General features: G+C 55.5%; 19 protein-coding genes and 2 pseudogenes. 16 read left to right on the top strand and 5 right to left on the bottom strand.

Annotated elements, in window-relative coordinates; translation table 11 throughout:
• Nucleotides 1–344 (bottom strand): annotated as a pseudogene (gene bcoG / locus GO984_RS07590) (3-dehydrocarnitine:acetyl-CoA trimethylamine transferase BcoG); the annotation flags it as partial.
• Nucleotides 345–477: 133 nt separating this feature from the next.
• Between bcoG and GO984_RS07585 the strand changes: the two are divergent.
• The gene (locus GO984_RS07585) at nucleotides 478–1,461 is read left to right on the top strand and encodes a GlxA family transcriptional regulator (RefSeq protein WP_157021957.1); all 984 of its coding nucleotides are present in this window, start codon (nucleotides 478–480) and stop codon (nucleotides 1,459–1,461) included.
• Between the two features lie 111 nt (nucleotides 1,462–1,572).
• Here GO984_RS07585 and GO984_RS07580 read toward each other — a convergent pair whose 3' ends face one another.
• Nucleotides 1,573–2,616: an aldo/keto reductase gene (locus GO984_RS07580; RefSeq protein WP_157021956.1), complete on the bottom strand. Its 1,044-nt coding sequence runs from the start codon at nucleotides 2,614–2,616 to the stop codon at nucleotides 1,573–1,575.
• A 145-nt stretch (nucleotides 2,617–2,761) separates the two neighbouring features.
• Between GO984_RS07580 and GO984_RS07575 the strand changes: the two genes are divergently transcribed.
• The 5 genes and pseudogenes from GO984_RS07575 to GO984_RS07555 all read left to right on the top strand — a co-directional run bounded on the left by GO984_RS07575 (nucleotide 2,762) and on the right by GO984_RS07555 (nucleotide 7,533).
• Nucleotides 2,762–3,163 carry a rhodanese-like domain-containing protein gene (locus tag GO984_RS07575; RefSeq protein ID WP_157021955.1) on the top strand — a complete coding sequence of 134 codons (402 nt, stop codon included), beginning with the start codon at nucleotides 2,762–2,764 and terminating at the stop codon, nucleotides 3,161–3,163.
• A gap of 262 nt (nucleotides 3,164–3,425) precedes the next feature.
• Nucleotides 3,426–4,016 (top strand): YceI family protein, encoded by a 591-nt coding sequence (locus GO984_RS07570; protein ID WP_157021954.1) that lies wholly within the window; start codon nucleotides 3,426–3,428, stop codon nucleotides 4,014–4,016.
• Between the two features lie 84 nt (nucleotides 4,017–4,100).
• Nucleotides 4,101–5,324 (top strand): MFS transporter, encoded by a 1,224-nt coding sequence (locus tag GO984_RS07565; protein WP_157021964.1) that lies wholly within the window; start codon nucleotides 4,101–4,103, stop codon nucleotides 5,322–5,324.
• Between the two features lie 87 nt (nucleotides 5,325–5,411).
• A pseudogene (locus tag GO984_RS23965) lies at nucleotides 5,412–5,869 on the top strand (thiol-disulfide oxidoreductase DCC family protein).
• Nucleotides 5,866–7,533, top strand: coding sequence for a DUF4166 domain-containing protein (locus GO984_RS07555; RefSeq protein WP_167740261.1), 1,668 nt, complete (start codon nucleotides 5,866–5,868; stop codon nucleotides 7,531–7,533). Before GO984_RS23965 ends, GO984_RS07555 begins: the two are co-directional and overlap by 4 nt.
• Nucleotides 7,534–7,664: 131 nt before the next feature.
• Here GO984_RS07555 and GO984_RS07550 read toward each other — a convergent pair whose 3' ends face one another.
• On the bottom strand, nucleotides 7,665–9,371 hold the full coding sequence (locus GO984_RS07550; protein ID WP_157021952.1) for a flotillin family protein: 1,707 nt from the start codon (nucleotides 9,369–9,371) through the stop codon (nucleotides 7,665–7,667).
• A 32-nt stretch (nucleotides 9,372–9,403) separates the two neighbouring features.
• Entirely contained in the window at nucleotides 9,404–10,141 is a 738-nt protein-coding gene (locus GO984_RS07545; RefSeq protein WP_157021951.1) for an OB-fold-containig protein, read from the bottom strand.
• Between the two features lie 256 nt (nucleotides 10,142–10,397).
• Between GO984_RS07545 and metG the strand changes: the two genes are divergently transcribed.
• Nucleotides 10,398–12,116 (top strand): methionine--tRNA ligase, encoded by a 1,719-nt coding sequence (gene metG, locus GO984_RS07540; protein ID WP_157021950.1) that lies wholly within the window; start codon nucleotides 10,398–10,400, stop codon nucleotides 12,114–12,116.
• A 38-nt stretch (nucleotides 12,117–12,154) separates the two neighbouring features.
• Here the strand turns inward: metG and GO984_RS07535 are convergent, their stop codons facing one another.
• Nucleotides 12,155–13,051 (bottom strand): MBL fold metallo-hydrolase, encoded by an 897-nt coding sequence (locus tag GO984_RS07535; protein ID WP_157021949.1) that lies wholly within the window; start codon nucleotides 13,049–13,051, stop codon nucleotides 12,155–12,157.
• A gap of 95 nt (nucleotides 13,052–13,146) precedes the next feature.
• Between GO984_RS07535 and GO984_RS07530 the strand changes: the two genes are divergently transcribed.
• The 9 genes from GO984_RS07530 to GO984_RS07490 all read left to right on the top strand — a co-directional run bounded on the left by GO984_RS07530 (nucleotide 13,147) and on the right by GO984_RS07490 (nucleotide 20,616).
• The gene (locus tag GO984_RS07530; RefSeq protein WP_157021948.1) at nucleotides 13,147–13,962 is read left to right on the top strand and encodes a LysR family transcriptional regulator; all 816 of its coding nucleotides are present in this window, start codon (nucleotides 13,147–13,149) and stop codon (nucleotides 13,960–13,962) included.
• A 243-nt stretch (nucleotides 13,963–14,205) separates the two neighbouring features.
• A complete protein-coding gene (hemP, locus tag GO984_RS07525) occupies nucleotides 14,206–14,370 on the top strand; it encodes a hemin uptake protein HemP (RefSeq protein WP_157021947.1) in 165 nt (54 codons plus the stop codon).
• A complete protein-coding gene (locus tag GO984_RS07520) occupies nucleotides 14,367–14,843 on the top strand; it encodes a hypothetical protein (RefSeq protein ID WP_157021946.1) in 477 nt (158 codons plus the stop codon). Before hemP ends, GO984_RS07520 begins: the two co-directional genes overlap by 4 nt.
• 28 nt (nucleotides 14,844–14,871) lie before the next feature.
• Nucleotides 14,872–16,140 (top strand): imelysin family protein, encoded by a 1,269-nt coding sequence (locus tag GO984_RS07515; RefSeq protein ID WP_157021945.1) that lies wholly within the window; start codon nucleotides 14,872–14,874, stop codon nucleotides 16,138–16,140.
• A gap of 299 nt (nucleotides 16,141–16,439) precedes the next feature.
• Nucleotides 16,440–16,853 (top strand): hypothetical protein, encoded by a 414-nt coding sequence (locus tag GO984_RS07510; protein ID WP_245231039.1) that lies wholly within the window; start codon nucleotides 16,440–16,442, stop codon nucleotides 16,851–16,853.
• A gap of 3 nt (nucleotides 16,854–16,856) precedes the next feature.
• Nucleotides 16,857–18,089, top strand: coding sequence for an HlyD family secretion protein (locus tag GO984_RS07505; protein ID WP_157021944.1), 1,233 nt, complete (start codon nucleotides 16,857–16,859; stop codon nucleotides 18,087–18,089).
• Nucleotides 18,090–18,367: 278 nt separating this feature from the next.
• On the top strand, nucleotides 18,368–18,634 hold the full coding sequence (locus tag GO984_RS07500; protein ID WP_157021943.1) for a (2Fe-2S)-binding protein: 267 nt from the start codon (nucleotides 18,368–18,370) through the stop codon (nucleotides 18,632–18,634).
• Nucleotides 18,609–19,094, top strand: a complete 486-nt coding sequence (gene bfr / locus GO984_RS07495; protein WP_138161960.1) for a bacterioferritin — start codon at nucleotides 18,609–18,611, stop codon at nucleotides 19,092–19,094. Before GO984_RS07500 ends, bfr begins: the two co-directional genes overlap by 26 nt.
• Nucleotides 19,066–20,616, top strand: coding sequence for a di-heme oxidoreductase family protein (locus GO984_RS07490; protein ID WP_425339643.1), 1,551 nt, complete (start codon nucleotides 19,066–19,068; stop codon nucleotides 20,614–20,616). The genes bfr and GO984_RS07490 overlap by 29 nt, the downstream gene beginning before the upstream one ends.

The following is a 20,616-nucleotide window of genomic DNA, read 5'->3' as shown; positions in this document are numbered from 1 at the left end:
CCGACCATGTCGGTGCCCGCCTCGCTCACCGGCAGCGGGTTTTCGACATCACCAAAGACCATATCGCCACCCATGCCAGCGGTCAGGTTCAGCACCATGTCCACCTCGGACTCGCGAATACGGTCGGTCACTTCGCGGTACAATCCCAGATCGCGACTTGGCACCCCGGTTTCCGGATCGCGCACATGACAGTGCACAATAGCGGCGCCAGCCTTGGCGGCGGCAATCGCGCTATCGGCAATTTGCTTGGGCGAACGCGGCACATGTGGACTGCGATCCTGGCTGCTACCAGACCCGGTCACGGCGCAGGTGATAAAGACGTCTTTGGTCATATTCAGAGGCATTTAGCTTTTCCCCGTAATGTACAGGGTTTTGCCATGGGTTATCCCCAGGCTCTTCCCCAGATTCCTGTTTGATTTGATCCCCACTGTGGCTCAGCCTTGAGGCCTGAACTTTACAATATGCGAATCGTACTTGATGAAATACGCAAAAAACATACTGCAGCCGGAAAACAGACCACTGAAAACTGCCGTTCTGGTGCTGGACGAATGCAACACCCTGTCCTTTGCGGCCACGGTTGATCCGATGCGCGCCGCCAACCGGCTGGCCGGACGTCATGCATTCGACTGGGACTATGTCACCGCAACGGACGAGCCCGCAATGCTGACCAGCGGGTTGACCGTGCCCGGCATTCCGCTGGCCCGACTTCAGGAATGCGAGCTGCTGATTGTTGTCGCGGGTTTCCAACTGGCCCGTCAAGCCACCCCCAGCCTGCTAGCCGGACTGCGCCGCATCGCTACCACCGGCGCGACCATCGCGGGCATCGACGGTGGCCCCTGGCTGATGGCCGAGGCCGGCCTGTTGGATGGTCACGCGGCCACCACCCACTGGGAAGACCTGGAAAATTTCGCCAACCGCTTCCCCGATGTCGACACCCGCCAAGACCGGTTCACTCTGTCCGAAGGCCGCCTGACATCCGGCGGCGCCACCCCGGCAATCGAAATGATGCTACACATCATCGGCGCACGCCACGGTCATGGCTTTGCATCCCGCGTCGCTGGCCTGTTCCTCTACGATGGCCCCGCCGCGCCAACCCGGCCACAAAGCCGCCTGGGCAGCCAAAAACACAGTGCCCTCACCGCCAAGGCCAACGCCCTGATGGAATCCTCACTGGATGAGCCGCTTCCACTCAGCTATATCGCTGAAAGCCTCGGCACCAGCCCGCGCAGCCTGCAACAACAGTTCCGCTTGCGCCTGAACACCACGCCGCAGGATCACTACCTGCAACTGCGTATGGCCGAGGCCCGCCGATTGGTCACCGATACCAACCTGTCACTGATGGATGTGGCCCTGGCCACCGGCTTCACCTCGCAATCCACCTTTGCCCGCGCGTTCCGCACGGCCCACGGCAGTACCGCGCGTGATCTGCGCCAAGATGCAGTGCAACCCCTTCGCCACTAAACTGGCGGCTGACAGTTGCGTCGGCCGGGCATCCTTTTCATCTAGCCAGAAATATCCCGGGGTGAATTGGCCACCGGCCAAAAGGGGGCAGCGCCCCCTCCCCCTTTTCCTTTAATACGGCATTGGATAGGCGCGCTGTGCCTGATCTATCTCCGCCAAGACCTCATTGCTCAGCTCGACCTCCACCGATTTTAACAGATGTTTCAACTGCTCCATCGTGGTCGCACCAAAGATCGCCGAAGCCATAAAGGGCCGGGTACGGCACCAGGCCAGGGCCATATGCACCACATCCAATCCATGCCGGTCTGCGATATCTAGATATACTCCTACTGCGTCATAGACCCGTGGAGAATGGCGTCCACCCAGTTCGGGGTTGATAGCTTTGCGCGACCCCTCCGGCACGGCACCGCCCTGATACTTACCCGTCAGCAATCCGGTTCCCAACGGCGAAAAGGCCAGCAGTCCGACATCTTCGTTGATGCTCAGCTCCGCCAAATCGGTGTCGTACATCCGGCATAAAAGCGAATATTCGTTCTGGATTGAGGCCACCCGTGGCATGTTCGCTTCAGCAGCAAGCCGCAGCCACTGCGCTGTCCCCCAAGCGCTTTCGTTAGACAGACCAAAGGCGCGGATGTTGCCCTTGTCAACTTGCTGTTGCAGGGCCTCCAGACAATCCACCATATTGGCCAACGTCTCTTCATTGTTCTGGCCTGAGGGATCATAGCTCCAATTTTTGCGGAACATGTAACTGCCCCGGTTTGGCCAGTGGAACTGATACAGGTCAATGTAATCGGTTTTTAGCCGTTGCAGCGAACCTTCAATTGTTGACGCAATTGTTTTGGAGGAGATTGGGGCCCCATCGCGTACAATCGCCAATCCTTCACCAGAATGTTTGGTCGCCAGAATATAGTCTCCACGACGCCCCGTTTTGGCATTCCAGTTACCAATGATTTCTTCGCTATAGCCAACGGTTTCCTGGCTTACCGGGTTCACCGGATACATTTCGGCAGTGTCGATAAAGTTCACCCCTGCCGCCAGCGCGTAATCGATCTGAGCGTGAGAGTCTGCTTCGGAGGTCTGGGTGCCAAACGTCATGGTACCCAGGCAGAGTTCTGAGATCTGCAGGCCTGTGCGGCCCAACGGATTCATTTTCATATCGCGCGTTCCTCATATTTTGTTGAGCTTACAGTAATGGGCCGACATACGAGCGCAAGGACAAGACTGCAAAGACTTGAGCTTGGCCTAAATATCAGCCAGCCTGCCACCAGACACCACTCATTTAAGCGCAAGGACCTGCTCAATGACGCAAACCATCACCAAAGGTATCAAGGCGCTGTTGGCCGAAGCCAATGAGAGCGTTACCCTTTTGCCTGTCGCCGAGGCCAAAGAGCTGGCAGCAAGTGAGGACTATGTCTTTGTCGACCTACGCGACATCCGTGAACTGCAACGATCTGGCATGATACCAGGAGCGTTTTCTTGCCCTCGCGGTATGTTGGAGTTCTGGATCGACCCGGACAGCCCGTACCATAAAGCGGTCTTCAATCAGGATAAGACCTATGTGTTTTACTGCGCCAGCGCCTGGCGATCTGCACTCAGCGCCAAGCTGGCAATGGAAATGGGGCTGAAACCGGTCATGCATCTTGAAGGTGGATTTAGCGAATGGGTGAAACAGGATGGCCCTGTGGTACCGCGCGAAGGCTAGCACCTGGAGCTTTAGTAGGAATTGGCATTGCTATCCTAAAAGGATCGATGCGACCTCAAACCTTATACTTGAAAGTTTGACTGTTCCTGAGGGTGTTCAATATTGGGGCTCTGCCCCAAACCCCGGGATATTTGCAGCTAGATGAAGATCCGACTTAGGGGATGACGACGACTCAAATAGCGGCTGATGTATTGGTGAAGTCCAGAGTAAGGGTATACAACTCGGCCAACACCCAGTGTGGGCGGCAATGAGCGGAACACAGATGATCCAGAGACGCCAAATCATAATTGCGCTTGCCAGCACCTGTGCCATGCCAACAGCTGCCTTGGCTGTCCCGACCCACTATACTGTGGTTCCGTCTGGATCACGTGTAGGCTTTCAATTCAATTTAAACGGCATTGCGCAAACGGGTACAATTCCGGTTGAGCAGGCCAAAATTACCATTGACCCAGAGCAATTGGCGGCATCGCGAGTGGATGTAACCTTAAATGTTACCAAAGCGCGCACTGGATTGATTTTTATCACTCAAGTGATGACCGGCCCTGAAGTCTTAGATGCAATACGCTTCCCGACCATCCGATTTGTATCACGCCGCATCATTCTTGGTTCGGCTGGGCGTCTGTCGGGTGGGGCCAAAATTATCGGTGACCTGACCCTGCGCGGGGTAACTAAACCTGTCACGCTGCAGGCGGCAGTCTATCGCTCACGTGGCACAGCAGCCAATGATCTGAGCCAGCTTGACGTGACACTGAATGGGAAGATCAGCCGCGCAGCCTTTGGCGCAGATGGCTTCTCTGATTTGGTGTCAGATACTGTGACTCTGAACATCCAAGCCCGGATCAGGGCTAGTTAAAAAATACCCGCACAGCAACCAGATACGACATTATTGTCGAAAATGGATAAGCCTACCTATTTCAAGAAAGCAACCTGTCCCGTTATGCGCCTGATCATTTCTTTTGCCGCCCTGCTTCTTTCTGTTGTGCTCTTACAGCTCTCGACGGGTGGTGTAGGACCGCTTGATGCCATTTCGGGGCTTACACTGGGCTTTAGCAAAGAACAGATTGGCCTGCTGGGATCGGCGCATTTTCTTGGGTTCTTTATTGGTTGCTGGTGGTCGCCACGGTTGATGGGCACTGTTGGGCACTCGCGCGCCTTTGCCGCCTTTACCGCCCTGGGGGCAATTGGGCTAATCGGTCATACTCTGACGGATAATCCGCTGGCCTGGGCCGCCATGCGGATTGCATCCGGTCTTTGTGTGGCAGGATGTTACACGGTGATCGAAGCCTGGCTAAATGCCAAGGTGACCAATGAAACCCGAGGTCGGGCCATGGGCAGTTATCGGATTGTCGATATGGGCGCCTCGCTAACGGCGCAGCTTATCATCGCCGTTCTGCCGCCAGCTGCCTATGTTTCGTATAATTTGCTGGCCATTTTGTGCTGTGCAGCCCTACTGCCATTGACCCTAACCCGCGCCAGCCAGCCCGAAACCCCATCCGCACCACGGTTGCGCCCCAAACTGGCCTGGCGCTGTTCACCACTTGCCGTGGCCGGAGTGATTGTTGCGGCGCTCAGCTCGGCCTCGTTTCGTATGGTCGGGCCACTTTATGGGCAGGAGGTTGGGTTGGGGATCGACCAAATCGCTTTTTTCCTGGCCGCCTTTGTGTTGGGTGGCGCGTTGGCGCAGTATCCAATGGGTTGGCTGGCTGATAAATACGATCGCCGATGGGTGCTGATTTGGCTGTCCGTAGCCGCAATTTTGTCCAGCGGTGTTACCATCGGAGCCTCTGGACTGGGCACCTTTGCAGTGATGACCTCGGCCGCGTTATTTGGCTTTACCACCTTCCCGATTTTTTCGGTCTCGGCCGCACATGCCCATGATTTTGCCAAATCAAGCGAAAGGGTTGAACTCTCGGCCGCCTTGATGTTCTTCTTTGCGCTAGGCGCGATCGCGAGCCCGTTTGTTGCCTCGGCCCTGATCGAAAATTACGGACCAAGTGCGCTGTTTGCGATGATCGCAATTGGGCACTTGGGTTTGATCAGCTTTGGCTTGACCCGAATGCGCGCCCGTCCAACACCCGAGCAACGTACACAATATGTCTACGCCCCACGCACATCCTTTGTCATCGGCCGCCTTTTGAAACGGTCCCGCGAGAGGCGGTGACCGAGTATAATACGCGGCTTCAACCTAAATTGGGCGATCTCAATTGAACGATTGAACTGCGACGGACCCTGCGCTTAAGGTCCGCACATGTATTTGAACAGGCCTCCCTTTTCCTATCGCAGCGATAACACGATCCCCAACTTTGCCGATGTTGGACCGATCTGCGTTATGGATGCCCATTGCGCATTATGTGCGCGTGGGGCCAAATGGATCACCCACAATGATCGCAGCGCAGAGTTCAGGATTGCGCCGCTGCAATCAGATTGGGGCAACGCCCTGATGACCCACTATGGCTGGATCCCGACGATCCTACGTCCTGGCTCTATCTCGTTGAGGGGCGCGGTTACGCTTCATTGGACGCCTTAATCCATGTTGGCCAACGACTGGGGCGCATTTGGAAGGTTCTGGCCATTCTACGCCTAGTCCCCAGCGGACTGCGTGACGCCCTATATCGCGCCGTAGCCAGAAATCGCTACCGCTGGTTTGGCACTGCAGATCTGTGCAGCCTGCCAGACAGGGAAGTTCAAAAGAGGCTCATGACGTGAAAATCATTGTTCTTGGTGGCTATGGCGTATTTGGTGGCCGCCTAACAGAGTTGCTGTCTGATATCCCCGACATCACCCTGTTTATATGCGGCCGCAATCTAGATCGAGCAACGCGGTTTTGTAATAGTTTTCAAGGCGCCAGCTCTGTTCAGCCTGCTCAACTGGATCGCAACGCACTGGATCAACATATCGACAGGTTGAACCCTGATCTGGTCATTGATGCCTCTGGACCATTCCAAAACTATGGGTTCGACAGCTACCGAGCGATCGAAACCTGTATCCGTTTCAAAGTGAGTTATCTGGACTTTGCCGATGCCGCTGAATTTGAGTCTGGCATTTCCAAGTTCGATCAGGCTGCCAAGGAAGCCGGTATCTTTGTCCTGTCAGGTGTCAGTAGTTTTCCCGTCCTGACTGCGGCGGTCCTGCGCGAGATATCCAAAACGATGGAAATCGAGACCGTTCAAGGCGGGATCGCTCCGTCCCCCTATGCCGGTATAGGCCTGAACGTCATGCGGGCGGTGCTTGGTTATGCAGGCGCTCCGATCAAACTAACTCGGAATGGCAAGCGGACAACAACGCGCGGGCTGACCGAAAGCAAGCGCTATACCATTGCTGTTCCGGGCCTAATGCCGCTGAAGAATATTCGTTTTTCTCTAGTCGATGTACCTGAATTGCAGGTCCTACCGCCTGAAATCCCCGGACTTAAAGACATCTGGATGGGGGCTGGCCCTGTTCCCGAAACTCTGCACCGCATGCTGAACCTGTTGGCGAAGGCACGGGCAAAATTCAACCGGCCAAGTTTCGCTCCCCTGGCGCCGATTTCCCACAAGATCTTGAACCTCATGAAGTTTGGCGAGCACCGCGGGGGGATGTTTATTCATGTGACCGGACGCCAGGATGGTAAGGCCGCTGAACGTAGCTGGCACCTATTGGCTGAAGGTGACGATGGCCCCTATATTCCTTCGATGGCGATTGAGGCCATTGTCCGGAAACATCTGAAGGCTGAGAGCCCCGAACATGGAGCTCGTCCGGCAACGCGGGCACTAACGCTTGCCGATTACCAAGTGCAATTTGAAAACCGTACCATCTACATGGGGTTTCGCGCCCCACCGAATACTGATGCCGCCCTTTACCGGCAGATCCTTGGCAATGCTTTTGACAGGCTCCCACCCCAAGTCCAAGCTCTACACGACGACACAGCAGCACGCACATGGGCCGGAACCGCCCGCGTGCAACGGGGTACCGGGTTGCTATCCAAGATGCTGGGAAGGCTATTCGGCTTTCCAGAGGCGACCAACCAATGTCCGGTCAAAGTTCAGTTCGAACCCCACAAGGGCGGCGAGAAATGGACACGTACCTTTGGCCACAAATCCTTTTCCTCAGTCCAGTTTGCGGGCACCGGTCGCAACGACAAGCTGTTAGTCGAGCGTTTTGGCCCTATCAATGTCGCACTTGCCCTGGTGATAGATGATGGCAAGTTATTCCTTATCCCACGCAGGTGGTCGCTGCTGGGAATTCCCTTGCCCAGAGTGTTCTTACCTTCAGGCAGCAGCTATGAGATGCAAAAAGACGGAACCTTCCACTTTGACGTTGAAATTTTCGCCCCAGTGATTGGATTGATCGCCACTTATCAAGGGTCTTTGGAACTCCTCGCGCAACCCTAAGCAAAAAGCACAGGCAAAGTATTAGCCGACAGCCGACTACGGGTTCTTTGTGGCGTCTAAAGTGCTTCTGATCATAAAAAATCGGGGCCGAATAGGATCCGGCCCTGACTAATTGCTTTATAGCTTTGCCCTTAGTTCACTGGCGTTTCTGGTGTTGGCTTGTCTGACGCCTCATCGGCCTCATCTTCTGGTGCGGCAATGGGTTTGGGCTGTGGGGACAAAGCCCCATTCGCCAGACCGCTCACCCCGTCTTCCATTGACAGACCCAACTCTTCGCCCAGCTTCTTGAGCGCAGGCATCTGCACCGCCATGCCCATAATCGAATCCAGCGCCTGATTGACCACTGGCTTATCGCCGTCTCCACCGCCGGAGCCACCTGACGCAGCTGTGCCATTGCCGCCAATACCACCGACCTGGTGGATTTTGATCGAGTCGATCTTCTCGGCGGGTTTGACCATTTCAGCGATGATCGTCGGCATTGCCTCAATCCGGGCCAGGTCAACCCGCATGCGGATCTGCTCCCCTGACAGCACGTTGTCGGCTTCGACAATCGCACGCTTACCTTCTGCTTCGGCCAGCATGTCATTCTTTTTGGCTTCAGCGCGGATGTTCAGAGCATCCGCTTCGGCCTGCGCCTCTTCGCGCCGCGCATCGGCACGGTCAGATGCGGCATCTTTCTCGGCCAAAGCAGACAACCTGATCGCAGTAGCCTGACGTTCAGCTTCCTGGGTTGCCTCGATCAATACGATCTGTTTCTGCCGTTCAGCTTCGGCCACTTCTCGGGCGGTGGTCACCGCCTCGGTCGCCTTGGTGGCCTCCGCACGGGCCAAATCAGCTGAAGCACGGGCACGGCTTTCCTCTTCGGATTTCTGCGCAACAATCACCTGACGATCCTGTTCAGCAACCTCCAACTCGCGCTCTTTACTGATCTCCGCCTCACGAATTTTACGCTCGCGCTCAATATCAGCTGACCGAATGGACTCTTCCCGGGCAATACGGGCATGCTCCTTTTCCTGTTCAGACTGTTCACGCCGTTGAGCAATCTCGGCTTCCTGCGCTGCGCGCATCTGTTCTACCTGCTTGATCTGCTCAATCTCGGCCTGTTTTTCGTCCTGTTCAATCCCCAAACGCTCGCGTTCTGCTTCCATATGGGCGCGGCGAACGGCAACCTGAGCATCCGCATCAATCTGTGCCCGCTCTTTCTTTGATTTGGCAATCACTTCGGCCAGTTTGCGCATCCCCACCGCGTTAAATGCGTTGTTCTCATCCAAAGCCTCAAACGGGGTCTGGTCCAGTGCAGTCAGAGATACCGACTCCAATGACAAACCATTCTTCAACAGATCCTCGGACACAGCATTCTGCACTTCCTGTACAAAGTCAGCGCGCTTTTCGTGCAATCCGTCCATGGTCATCTGCGCAGCAACTGCCCGCAAACCGTCAATTAGCTTACCTTCAATCAATTCACGCAGCTGGTTCACATCAAATGTACGATCACCCAAGGTCTGGGCCGCACGGGCAATACCCTCTTCTGTAGCATTGACCGAAACATAGAATTCCACACCAACATCAACCCGCATCCGGTCTTGTGTGATCAGAGCGGCATCGCCGTTGCGTTGCACCTCCAGACGTAGGGTTTTCATGTTGACTGGGCTTACTTCGTGCAACAATGGCACAACGATAGTACCGCCATCCATAATCACGCGCTTACCACCCGCCCCGGTCTTAACCAAACTAACTTCGCGTGTAGATCGCCGGTACAGACGACCCAGCACCAGTCCCATCAGAATAAGAAACGCCAGAACACTGGCGACGGAAATCAACAAAAACTGCAACTCCATGAGTTACCTCCAAAAATAAGACTGAAATTCAATCAGTCGGACAAGCCGACCAAAACATAGGTGCCACTGCGACGATCGCGCAGCACCAATACCTCTGCACCCTGTTCAAGGGTTTCGTCATCGCGCAACGGTTCAGCGCGCAGGTGATGCGCATTGCCAAACCGATCATTTACCCGCACCTCAGCCGCTCGCCCGCGGGTCGCTGTCCCCTGGGTAATCACACCGCGACGGCGCCCCAGCTGGTCCATAGACGAAGCCTCGGTCTCGGTCTGTGGTAAGAGCCTGGCAAAGACCCCGCCAAAGCCACGCGCAAACCAAAGCCCAAAGGCACCAGCAGGCAGTGCCGCAAGCCAAGCCGGGGCCAGCAGGCCAAACAGCTCCTGCAGCGCAACCTGTAAACCCAGACCACTCAGGCCAAAGCCCATCAGTAAGGCCGCGAGCCAAATCAGCGTTGGCATCTTGCCAAGGCCCAACCAGCTGGCCAAACCACTGCTGGCTTCAATCCCGCCTTCGACGTCGATTTCAGCATCAAATTCGGCCAGCTCCAGATCGCCCGGATCTACCAGCATTCCTTCCGGGTCCAGATCAAGGTCCAGATCAAAATCGCCCAAGTCTGGCGCATCACCAATGTCTGGGGCAACGTCATTGTCACCCGTCATCAAACTGCCGCCCAATAACAAAGCCACCAGTTCAAGCCCCATCAGGCCGAACAAAAGCGCCAGAGCAAAGGAAAAAGGTGCAAACGCACCTCCGAGCAGAAAGTCAAACATATATGGACCGCCAATCAGTTGGTATGCAAAGGTATACAGACAAGATGGGCTTCACATGACATGTTTTCAAGAGGTTAGTGAAATTATCCTCAGCCGGAGGACAAGCTACACCCGATATCATTCGCCTTATACACGATCTGCGCAAGCTCGTCAGCAGTCAAACCAAAGGGAATTACAGTGATCCGTTCGCAAGGGGATTTCTAACCGGGCAGGTTTGCGTTAGACGGATCGTCAGACAGCTAGGCGGAAAAGCGATATGGCACGAATTCTCATTACCTCGGCACTTCCCTATATCAATGGGATCAAACACTTGGGCAACCTCATCGGCAGCCAGCTGCCGGCGGACCTGTATGCCCGTTACAATCGTGGTCGCGGCAATGAAGTCATGTTTCTTTGCGCCACTGATGAACACGGCACACCCGCCGAACTTGCCGCAGCAAAGGCGGATCAACCGGTTGCAGAATACTGCGCTGACATGCACAAGGTTCAAACCGACATCGCCGACCGTTTTGGCCTGTCATTTGATCACTTTGGCCGCTCATCCAGTCCGCAGAACCACAAGCTGACCCAGCAATTTGCCAGCAAACTGGCCGATGCCGGACTGATCACCGAAGTATCGGACCGTCAGGTCTATTCAAACGCCGATGGCCGTTTCCTACCTGATCGCTATGTCGAAGGCACCTGCCCCAACTGCGGCCATGATGGCGCACGCGGCGACCAGTGTGAGGAATGCACTAAGCAGTTGGACCCAACCGACCTGATCAACCCACGCTCGGCTATTTCCGGCTCCACCGATCTGGAAGTGCGCGAAACCAAGCACCTGTTCCTGCGCCAATCCGCCATGCGAGACCAGCTGGACCAATGGATTGACAGCAAAACCGACTGGCCTGTGCTGACCACCTCAATTGCCAAGAAATGGCTGCACGATGGTGACGGATTGCAGGACCGGGGCATCACCCGTGACCTTGACTGGGGTGTTCCAGTAAAAAAAGGTGATGCAGATTGGCCCGGCATGGAAGGCAAGGTTTTCTATGTCTGGTTTGATGCGCCCATCGAATACATCGCCGCAACTGGCGAATGGGCCGAGGCCAATGGCAAAAGTGATGCCGACTGGGAGCGCTGGTGGCGCACCGACAAGGGCGCCGATGATGTGAAATACGTCCAGTTCATGGGCAAGGATAACGTGCCGTTCCACACTTTGTCGTTCCCCGCAACCATTCTGGGATCTGGCGAGCCATGGAAGATGGTCGACCACTTGAAATCGTTCAACTATCTGAACTATGACGGTGGCCAGTTCTCGACCTCCAAGGGTCGTGGCGTGTTCATGGATCAGGCGCTGGAAATACTGCCTGCCGACTACTGGCGCTGGTGGTTGTTAAGCCACGCACCTGAAAGCAGCGATTCCGAGTTCACCTGGGAAAACTTCCAGCAATCCGTGAACAAAGACCTGGCTGACGTACTGGGCAACTTTGTCTCGCGCATCACCAAGTTCTGCCGCTCCAAATTTGGCGAGGCCGTGCCCGAAGGCGGCGAATACGGCGAGCAGGAACAGGCCCTGATTGCTGAACTGACCACCCGCATCCGCGCCTACGAGGGCCACATGGAAGCGATGGAAGTCCGCAAATCTGCCCAAGAGCTGCGGGCCATCTGGGTGGCTGGCAACGAATACCTGCAAAGCGCTGCACCTTGGTCGACATTCAAAACAGACCCAGAGAAAGCCGCCACGCAGGTCCGCATGGGGCTGAACCTGATCCGCCTTTACGCCGTGCTCAGTGCGCCGTTCATCCCCACCGCTTCGGCCAGCATGCTGAGTGCGATGAACACGCTCGACACCAGCTGGCCTGATGATGTGGCCGAAGCACTGAGCGCCCTGCCCGTTGGCCACGACTTCACTGTGCCTGACGTGCTGTTCGCCAAGATCACCGACGATCAACGTGAAGAGTGGCAACAGCGTTTTTCTGGCAAACGCGACTAAAATGAAAGGCCGTCCCTTGGGGCGGCCTTCTTCGTGGTTCAGATCGTGACAACTTCACCTTCTGCAGTCTGGTGCAAATGCCATCCCATCTCCCGCGCCGCATGTGCCGCAGCCATTGTTTCTGGACCTTCCTGATACAGCGCATAGGTGGAATGGTGCACCGGCAAGACCGATCTCGCCCCGACTCTGGTCGCAAACTCGACCGCCTGCGCGCCATCCATAGAGATCTGGCCAAGGGAACCTTCGCCACCAACGGCCCCGATATGCGGGATCAGCAGATCTGGCGCAGGCAGCCCCTGCAACGCCTGCGCTACCGGTTCCGCATGGAAAGAATCGCCAGCCCAATAGACCTGTGTCACGGCGCCGTCGGCCTCCGCTTCGATCAAGTAGCCGTTCCCCATCCCCAGAACCGCAGAGATCTGCGGATTCAGTGAGTGCACCGCGGGAATTGACGTCACGGTGACCTTCCCCAGCGGCCCTTGGAAAACCCGCTGCTGACCATGCGCCAGCACCTGCGCTTGAAATCCCTTCTGCGCAAGCTCCTTTTGATCATGTTCAGGCGCCAGCAAGGGCAAAGAGCGATCCAGCCACTGCTGCGCTTTCTGATCAAAGTGATCTTCATGCGCGTGGCTCAGCAGCACCAGATCATAAGATTGGTGTGTCAGGCCTGGAAACGGCGTCAACCGGGCATGTGTCTTGATATTCGGCCCCTTGGTCAGATCGAACATCTCATTCGGATCGCCCATTACAAAGGCTTCCAGCCCCTCGCCCAAACATGGGTCCGTCAGGATCCGAAGCCCAGCGGCCTCAATCTCCAGCGTCGCCCCTCCCAGCCATCGGATCTTAATCGGCGCTGGTCCCGCCATCGCCCGCGCGGGAAGGCTGGCGGTTGCCAGACCGGCCAACCCCGCCTGTAGAAATTCACGTTTGTTCATTTGCACCTCCGGTATGTGATGCAGCTAGTCTGGCGCTTTTGGACCTCGCATATTATCCATTTAATCATGAACTCATTAACTGGATTTCTCGCATTATGAGCAACCTGCAGCACATCGAAACCTTTATCGAGGTCGCCAGCCGTCTTAGCTTTGCCCGGGCTGCGGAAAGCCTGCGCTTGCCTGCGTCAACTGTCACCAGCCGGATCCGCGCATTGGAAGACAGTATTGGTGTGCGGCTGCTGGAACGCACCACCCGCAGCGTGTCCTTGACACCCGAAGGCGCGGTTTTCCTCGACCGCTGCAAGGTGGGGCTGGAAGAGATAGAAGCTGCCCGCGCTTTGATCTCACCCGACAACAATGCGTCAGGGCTGATCCGCCTTTCCGTTCCCTCAGCCTTTCCCAAAAACCAGCTTGCGGATCTCTGCCGCAGGTTTCTGGAACAACATCCCCTGATTTCTCTTGATGTAACTGTCAGCGACGAACCTGCAGATTTCATCCGTGACGGCGTCGACCTCGCTATGCGGGGAAATAACCCCGGCAGCAACGATGTCATTGCGCGGCTGCTGTCTCGCACACAGGTTGTTCTGGCCTCGCCACCGGGACGCGCTGACGACAACAGCCTGCCTGTTCTGGGGCCGCTCACCCGGCACTTGTCGCGGTCGCCTGAACCGGGTCAAATTCACTGCCAGTCCTTTGAACTCGCATATGAGCTGGCGCTGGCCGGGATCGCGCGCGCCTGCCTCCCCTTACCGATGTGCAAACATAATGTTGACAGCGGAGTGCTAGAGACGGGGCGGCTTCCAAAGGGAGTACCCAATAGCCTTGCCCTGTATCTCGTTTATCAGGATCGCCGCCACCAACCCCGCAGGATCCGCTTGCTGATAGACTTCTTGATTGCCGAGCTGGTCTGATGGCTACAAACACGCATCCCTAGCATAAATACTCGGTTCGCCGCAAAAAAACCAATCCCGACTAAAAAACTCAGGTTGACATACCTGAGTAAATAAATCAGGTTCTCCTCAATCCAGCCAACCTGTGTCGCTACAGGTCAGCCCGAACCAAATCATAGATCATACCGCCCATGCCAATATGAAACATCTCATCCCAGACACACGGCATTCAGATAGGGCGGACATCAGCAAAGGGCGACCCTCATGAACATGCACGTGGCCGAAGCAACCTCAACCACCACCGAAGTTTTCCCGACCTATCATGCCGAGGAGCTGACACGCGGCGGCATCCAGGCACGCATTCTACTGAACGGCCAGATTTACAGCCTCCGCATCACCCGTGCGGGCAAATTGATCCTGACCAAATGAACCAGCAGACATCTCTTCGGGGAGGGGCCACCGTTGGTACCCTTTCCGAACTCGCCCCAATTGAAACAGCCGCTGTACGTCACTTGCGTCAATGGTTTGACAGTCCCGAAACGCGTCTTGAAATGCGCGACGATGTCACCAACCTGCTTGGCCCAGAATTGTCAGAGATTGCGCTAGAAACCTTTGGTCAACTTTGCATGCTGTGTGTCCAATATGGCCGTCGGCCCTTGATCCGGCACGGTTTAAAATGCGCCTGCCTCGGGGCTGACGAAAACTGTTTTGCCAATATGATTGCCGCCGCCGCAGATGGTCAGGTCGATGACACCATGTTGTTTGCGTCCCTTATCGTCCGGCCCGCGGTCGCCCGCCAGCTGCTCCCGCTGGCCTCTGAGTTTGGCTATTTGCTCAGGCAAATGACCACAGCGACGCCACCACCACCGGCGCATCAATCCATCTCCACCACACTTCACTGATACCAAACACCCACAAGGACATTACTTTATGAAAACGTTGATTCTTGCCGGCACAGCACTGACAACACTTGCTGCTGGTTCATCGGCGGCTTTTGCTGCTGATAAAGCTGCTGTGCTGACCAACTACTCGAACATTGCCGAGGCAAAATTTCAGGACAGCCTTGCCACCGCGCAGGTATTGCAGACCGCTGTTGAGGCCCTATTGGCTGCTCCCTCCGTTGAAACCCTAGAGGCCGCGCGCGGCGCATGGCTGGATTCTCGCGTTCCCTATCAGCAATCCGAAGTGTTCCGCTTTGGCAATGCAATCGTTGATGACTGGGAAGGCAAGGTAAACGCTTGGCCACTGGACGAAGGCCTGATCGACTATGTCGATGCATCTTACGGCGGTCCTTCGGACGAAAACGCATTGGCCGTATTGAACGTTGTTGCCAACCCTGCGTTTGAGCTGTCCGGTAAATCCATCGACGCAAGTGACATCACCCCTGCCCTGCTGGAAGGCTCACTGCACGAGGCCGAAGGCGTTGAATCCAACGTCGCCACTGGCTACCACGCCATTGAATTCCTGCTCTGGGGCCAAGATCTGAATGGCACCGATCACGGCGCCGGTAACCGTGCCTTCACGGACTATGTCACCGGTGACGACTGCACTAATGACAACTGTGATCGCCGTGGCGCCTATCTGAAAGCCGCAACTGATCTGCTGGTCTCGGATCTGCAATGGATGGCTGCCCAGTGGGCGGAATCGGGCGAAGCCCGTACCAACCTGCTGAGCGATGAAGATGCTGGCATCTCTGCCATGCTGACCGGTATGGGTTCGCTGTCTTACGGTGAGACTGCTGGTGAGCGTATGCGTCTTGGTCTGATGTTGAACGATCCCGAAGAAGAGCACGACTGCTTCTCCGACAACACACACAACAGCCACTACTATGACGGCAAAGGCGTTCAGAACGTATACCTGGGCGAATACACCCGTGTGAACGGTGACGTTGTATCGGGCGCTTCGCTCTCCGATCTTGTCATGGCTGTGAACGCGGATCTGGACGCAGAGATGCGCGGCAAGTTGACCGCGACCATGGATGCACTTGGCGCCCTCAAAGCCGCAGCTGACGGCGGTTTCTCTTATGACCAAATGCTGGCACAAGGTAACGCCGAAGGCGAAGCCCTAGTCATGGGCGGCATCAACGGTCTGGTTGACCAAACGCAGTCGATTGAGCGTGTAGTCACCGCGCTGAAACTTGACGGTATCGCGTTTGAAGGTTCGGACTCTCTGGATAACCCAACGGCTGTGTTCCAGTAAGTACCGCTCTGTTTCGACCTGCCTTGAGAGAGGCAGGTCGCTAGTCCACTTTGACGGCTTTAAAGTTTTCTATCAATGATACCTTGGCTTCAAAACAGCCTTACAAAGGGTCGCGTTTTTTCGCGGCCCTTTTTCCTGGTGAACTGGAGTGAGAAGCCTGATCGTTTCGTTTCCAGACTCAACCTAGCGCCAAACACTATGTCATGACTCATCTATAGGGTTGTATGACGCATGATTTTGTATATGAAATTTCCAAATTTTTCAGGAGATTATTTGTGAGCACACCCAAACTACACCCAATGGCACCGGACCATATTCCATCTTATGTAGTCCAAGCAGATGGCAGCGATTTTTTGTTCAGCTTCATGGTCGTTTTTACCATCATCTTGATTGTATTGATCGGTTTGGCCTATTTCACGCTACACGCTATCCCTGAAAAAATGGCCCACAGCTCCAATCATTCCCAGTTTCAACTAGTGGGAATACTGGCTCTGCTTGCGCTGTTTACTCATAACGGATTGTTTTGGGTTGCCGCTATCCTTGTTGCAGGTTTCCAAATACCGGATTTCGCCGCGCCATTGAAATCTATCGCCGATGCCATTCGCTCTTTGGCCCCCCATCGGCCCGCCACTGCGCCACCTGCACCAGACACCACAACATCAGAACCAACAGCAACGCCAACCGAAGCCCAAAATCTGGTTCAGGAGCACTAAGCCATGCTGGAAACCATGATATGTGCGCTGGTCACCATTCTGCCAGATTTTTTGTTTAGGCGTTTTGTTCAAGGAAAGCGGATCGGCCAGGAAATCACCCTGTTCACTTTGTGGTACGAATTGCGCTGGGGTTTGACCACCTGTGCCATTTTGGCCCTGACGATTATTACCACCCTGTTTTACTTCCACCCTTCAACCACAAGCGTTGCCTCCTATTTCCGCACCGTCACCATTCTGCCCCAAGTCGGCGGTCGGGTTGCTGAAATCTATGTGGTCAACAACCAGAAGATTGTCGCCGGACAACCCATTCTCAGGCTAGAAGACTTCAGCCAACAGGCTCAGGTGCAGGCTGCCAATGCTCAAATTTCCGAAGTTCAGGCCTCGCTCAATGTCGCAAAAACAGATCTGGCCGAAGCTGATGCAGGCATCGCCGGCGCACAAGCCTCTTTGGCACAGTCCGCAGACGATCTTCAGCGCAACCAAATCCTGCGCGACGAGGGATCCAGTGCGGTGCGCTTGACCGAGATTGAAAGGCTCGAAAATCTCGTGGCAGAGCGCGAGGCCCAAGTGGTGGCGGCACGGGCTCACCGGGAGGCGGTCGAGTATCAGATCAACGAACTGATCCCGGCCCAGATGAGCAGCGCCCTGGCACAGCTCGACGCGGCCCAGGCCGAATTGAACAAAACCATCGTCGAAGCCGGTGTCACTGGCACCATCGAACAATTTGGTCTGCAAGTTGGCGATTATGTCAGCCCCCTGCTGCGGCCAGCTGGTATTATGGTTCCTTCGAATTCGGGGCATTCCAGATTCGAAGCCGGTTTCAATCAGATGGCTGCACAGGTCATCAAACCCGGCATGATCGGTGAACTGGGCTGCATGACAAGTCCATTCACCGTGGTTCCGGTTGTTGTGACAAGTGTACAGGATGTGATCCCTTCCGGCCAAATCCGCCCCAGCGACGAGTTGCGTGACCCGCAAAAGAACGCAACCCCAGGAACCGTCCTAGTCTACCTGGAACCTCTATATGACGGATTTGCCGAGAAGATCCCGCCGGGCAGCAACTGTCTGGCAAATGTCTACACTGACAACCACAGCAAACTGCATGCCGAAGGATTGGGTATCTGGAACAAGGCCTTCTTGCACGTGGTCGACACAATTGGCGTCGTGCATGCCGCAGGCTTGCGGCTCCGTCTGATCCTGATGCCGGTCAATACATTGGTCCTGACCGGCCACTAGCACCTGGTTCAGCCAGATGCCCACATCAAAGGCTATTTCCCCATCAGGAAATAGCCTTTTTGTTTAGCCTTTCAGAACCCAAATTCAACTGATGACCTGATGCTCCTGCGAACACTTCACCGGACATTACTCTCATTCTTATCGCCGAGCCTCTCCCATCGGACATTCTGACTATTTTGCTCAGATACGCTTGAAACCTGATGAAAACTGTCAGATAAATTTCACATCGAATCAATCACCGCTGTGCGGCGCTCTTTGCCAGTGAGTAGGACCAAACTATGATCGTCTGCCATTGCACCTGCATCACTGACCACGACATCCACTCTGCCATCACCTGGATGCGCAAGGCGGACCCGCAAACCATCATCACACCCGGTAAGATCTATCACGCATTGGGAAAATCCGCCGACTGCGGCGGTTGCATGCCCCTGTTTGTGGACACCATGCGTGGGAATGATAAACTCACAGTTCCCAGGAACCTGCAAAATTTGCGCAGCGTGGTAACTCAGGAGAATGGCCATGAAGGGCGATCCCAAAGTAATTGAATATCTCAACAAATCCTTGCGACACGAGCTGACAGCGGTCAGTCAGTATTGGCTACACTATCGCCTGCAGGACGATTGGGGCCTTGGCAAAATGGCCAAGAAAAGCCGCGAGGAAAGCATCGAAGAGATGGAGCACGCGGACAAGCTGATTGAACGCATTCTGTTTCTCGAAGGCCACCCGAATTTGCAAAAGCTGGATTCCTTGCGTATCGGGCAGACACCAAAGGAAACCCTGGAATGCGATCTGGCTGCGGAACTCTCGGCACGGGCCCTGTACAAAGAAGCGCGCGAGCATTGCGACACCGTTGGCGACCATGTAACCAAAGCGCTGTTCGATGGGCTGATGGCCGATGAAGAAGGTCATATCGATTTCCTCGAGACCCAACTTGAACTGCATGACCGAATTGGTGCGGAAAACTATGCTCTCCTCAATGCCACGACAATGGATAACGCCGAGTAGATCCCTGCTGGCCGCCGCGACTCTGCTGGCGGCCACTCCCCTGACGGCAATGGATCTGACAAAACTAGACCTAGGCGATCCACATCTTGATCTGATCCCCCGCACCCATGCTGAACAGTCACGTATCGCTGACGTTGTTGCTCTGACAGATGATTTCTCTGCCACAGAGCTGTATGAAGACAAGCCGGCGGGTGCCGCCACAATACGGGCCCGCACCGATACCGAGGCATTTTCTCAACACTCTCCAAACATCAGTTTTGAACAACAGCTGGAATTCAAGCTTGGCAATGGGTTGTTCAAAAAACTCTGGGTGTTCTCCCCTGCTTCGACCTTAGCCTCGGATGGTTTAGGGCCGCTGTACAATGCCCGCTCGTGCCAGCGTTGCCATATCAAGGATGGACGCGGACATGTCCCGTTGGATGCGGGTGGCAGCTCTGTTTCAATGTTCCTGCGGATATCCATCCCCGCGGATGCACCTGCCCATATGTCTGCTGTCAAAGACTATATCGGCACCGCACCTGATCCCAACTATGGCACTCAACTACAGGATTTCTCGCCTCCTGGCATGGCCCCGGAATATAGTTTTTCGGTGACCTATCAGGAGATCGAGATCGCCCTTTCCGGTGATGAAACCGCCAAACTGCGTCAGCCAACCTACCAGGCGCTCAATCTTGGCTACGGCCCTTTACACGCAGATGCGATGCTGTCCCCACGTGTTGCGCCGCCGATGATCGGTCTTGGATTACTCGAGGCGATCCCGGTGGATGACATTCTGGCCAAGGTCGATGAGGCTGATGCCAACAACGATGGCATTTCGGGCCGTGCAAATCTGGTTTGGTCAACTGAATACGAGCAAGTGATGCTTGGCCGGTTTGGTTTGAAAGCAGGCCAACCCACCGTGCATCAACAATCCGCTGCCGCCTTTGCAGGCGACATTGGTATTTCAACTCCACTGTTCCCCGACCCTTGGGGAGACTGTACTATAGCACAAGCGGACTGCCGCAATGCCCGCCACGGTGATGGCGATACCCGCGTCACCGAAATCGACCAGCCCAACATGGATCTTGTGACCTTTTACAGCCGCAACCTTGCGGTGCCTGCTCGCCGAGATCTCGGCGATCCACAAGTTTTGCGCGGCAAACAGGTTTTTTATGACACTGGGTGTATCAGTTGCCACACTCCCAAATATGTCACCCATCGCCTGTCTGACCGCCCCGAGCAAAGCTTCCAGTTGATCTGGCCCTACAGCGACCTGTTGCTGCACGACATGGGTGAGGGACTGGCAGATCACCGTCCCGAAGCCCGTGCCACTGGCCGCGAATGGCGCACGCCACCATTGTGGGGGATTGGCCTGACACAACAGGTCTCGGCACAAGCCGGATATCTACATGATGGCCGTGCGCGCACCCTGCTCGAAGCCGTGTTATGGCATGGCGGCGAGGCCCAAACAGCGCGCGACACCGTTGTCGAACTGCCCCCCGCTGACCGCGCAGCCCTCATTCGTTTTCTGGAAAGTCTCTGA

This window comes from Parasedimentitalea huanghaiensis (assembly GCF_009753675.1).
Taxonomy (GTDB): Bacteria; Pseudomonadota; Alphaproteobacteria; order Rhodobacterales; family Rhodobacteraceae; genus Parasedimentitalea; species Parasedimentitalea huanghaiensis.
Note: the sequence above shows the minus strand (reverse complement) of the source record. Positions and strands in the feature narration are given on the sequence as shown.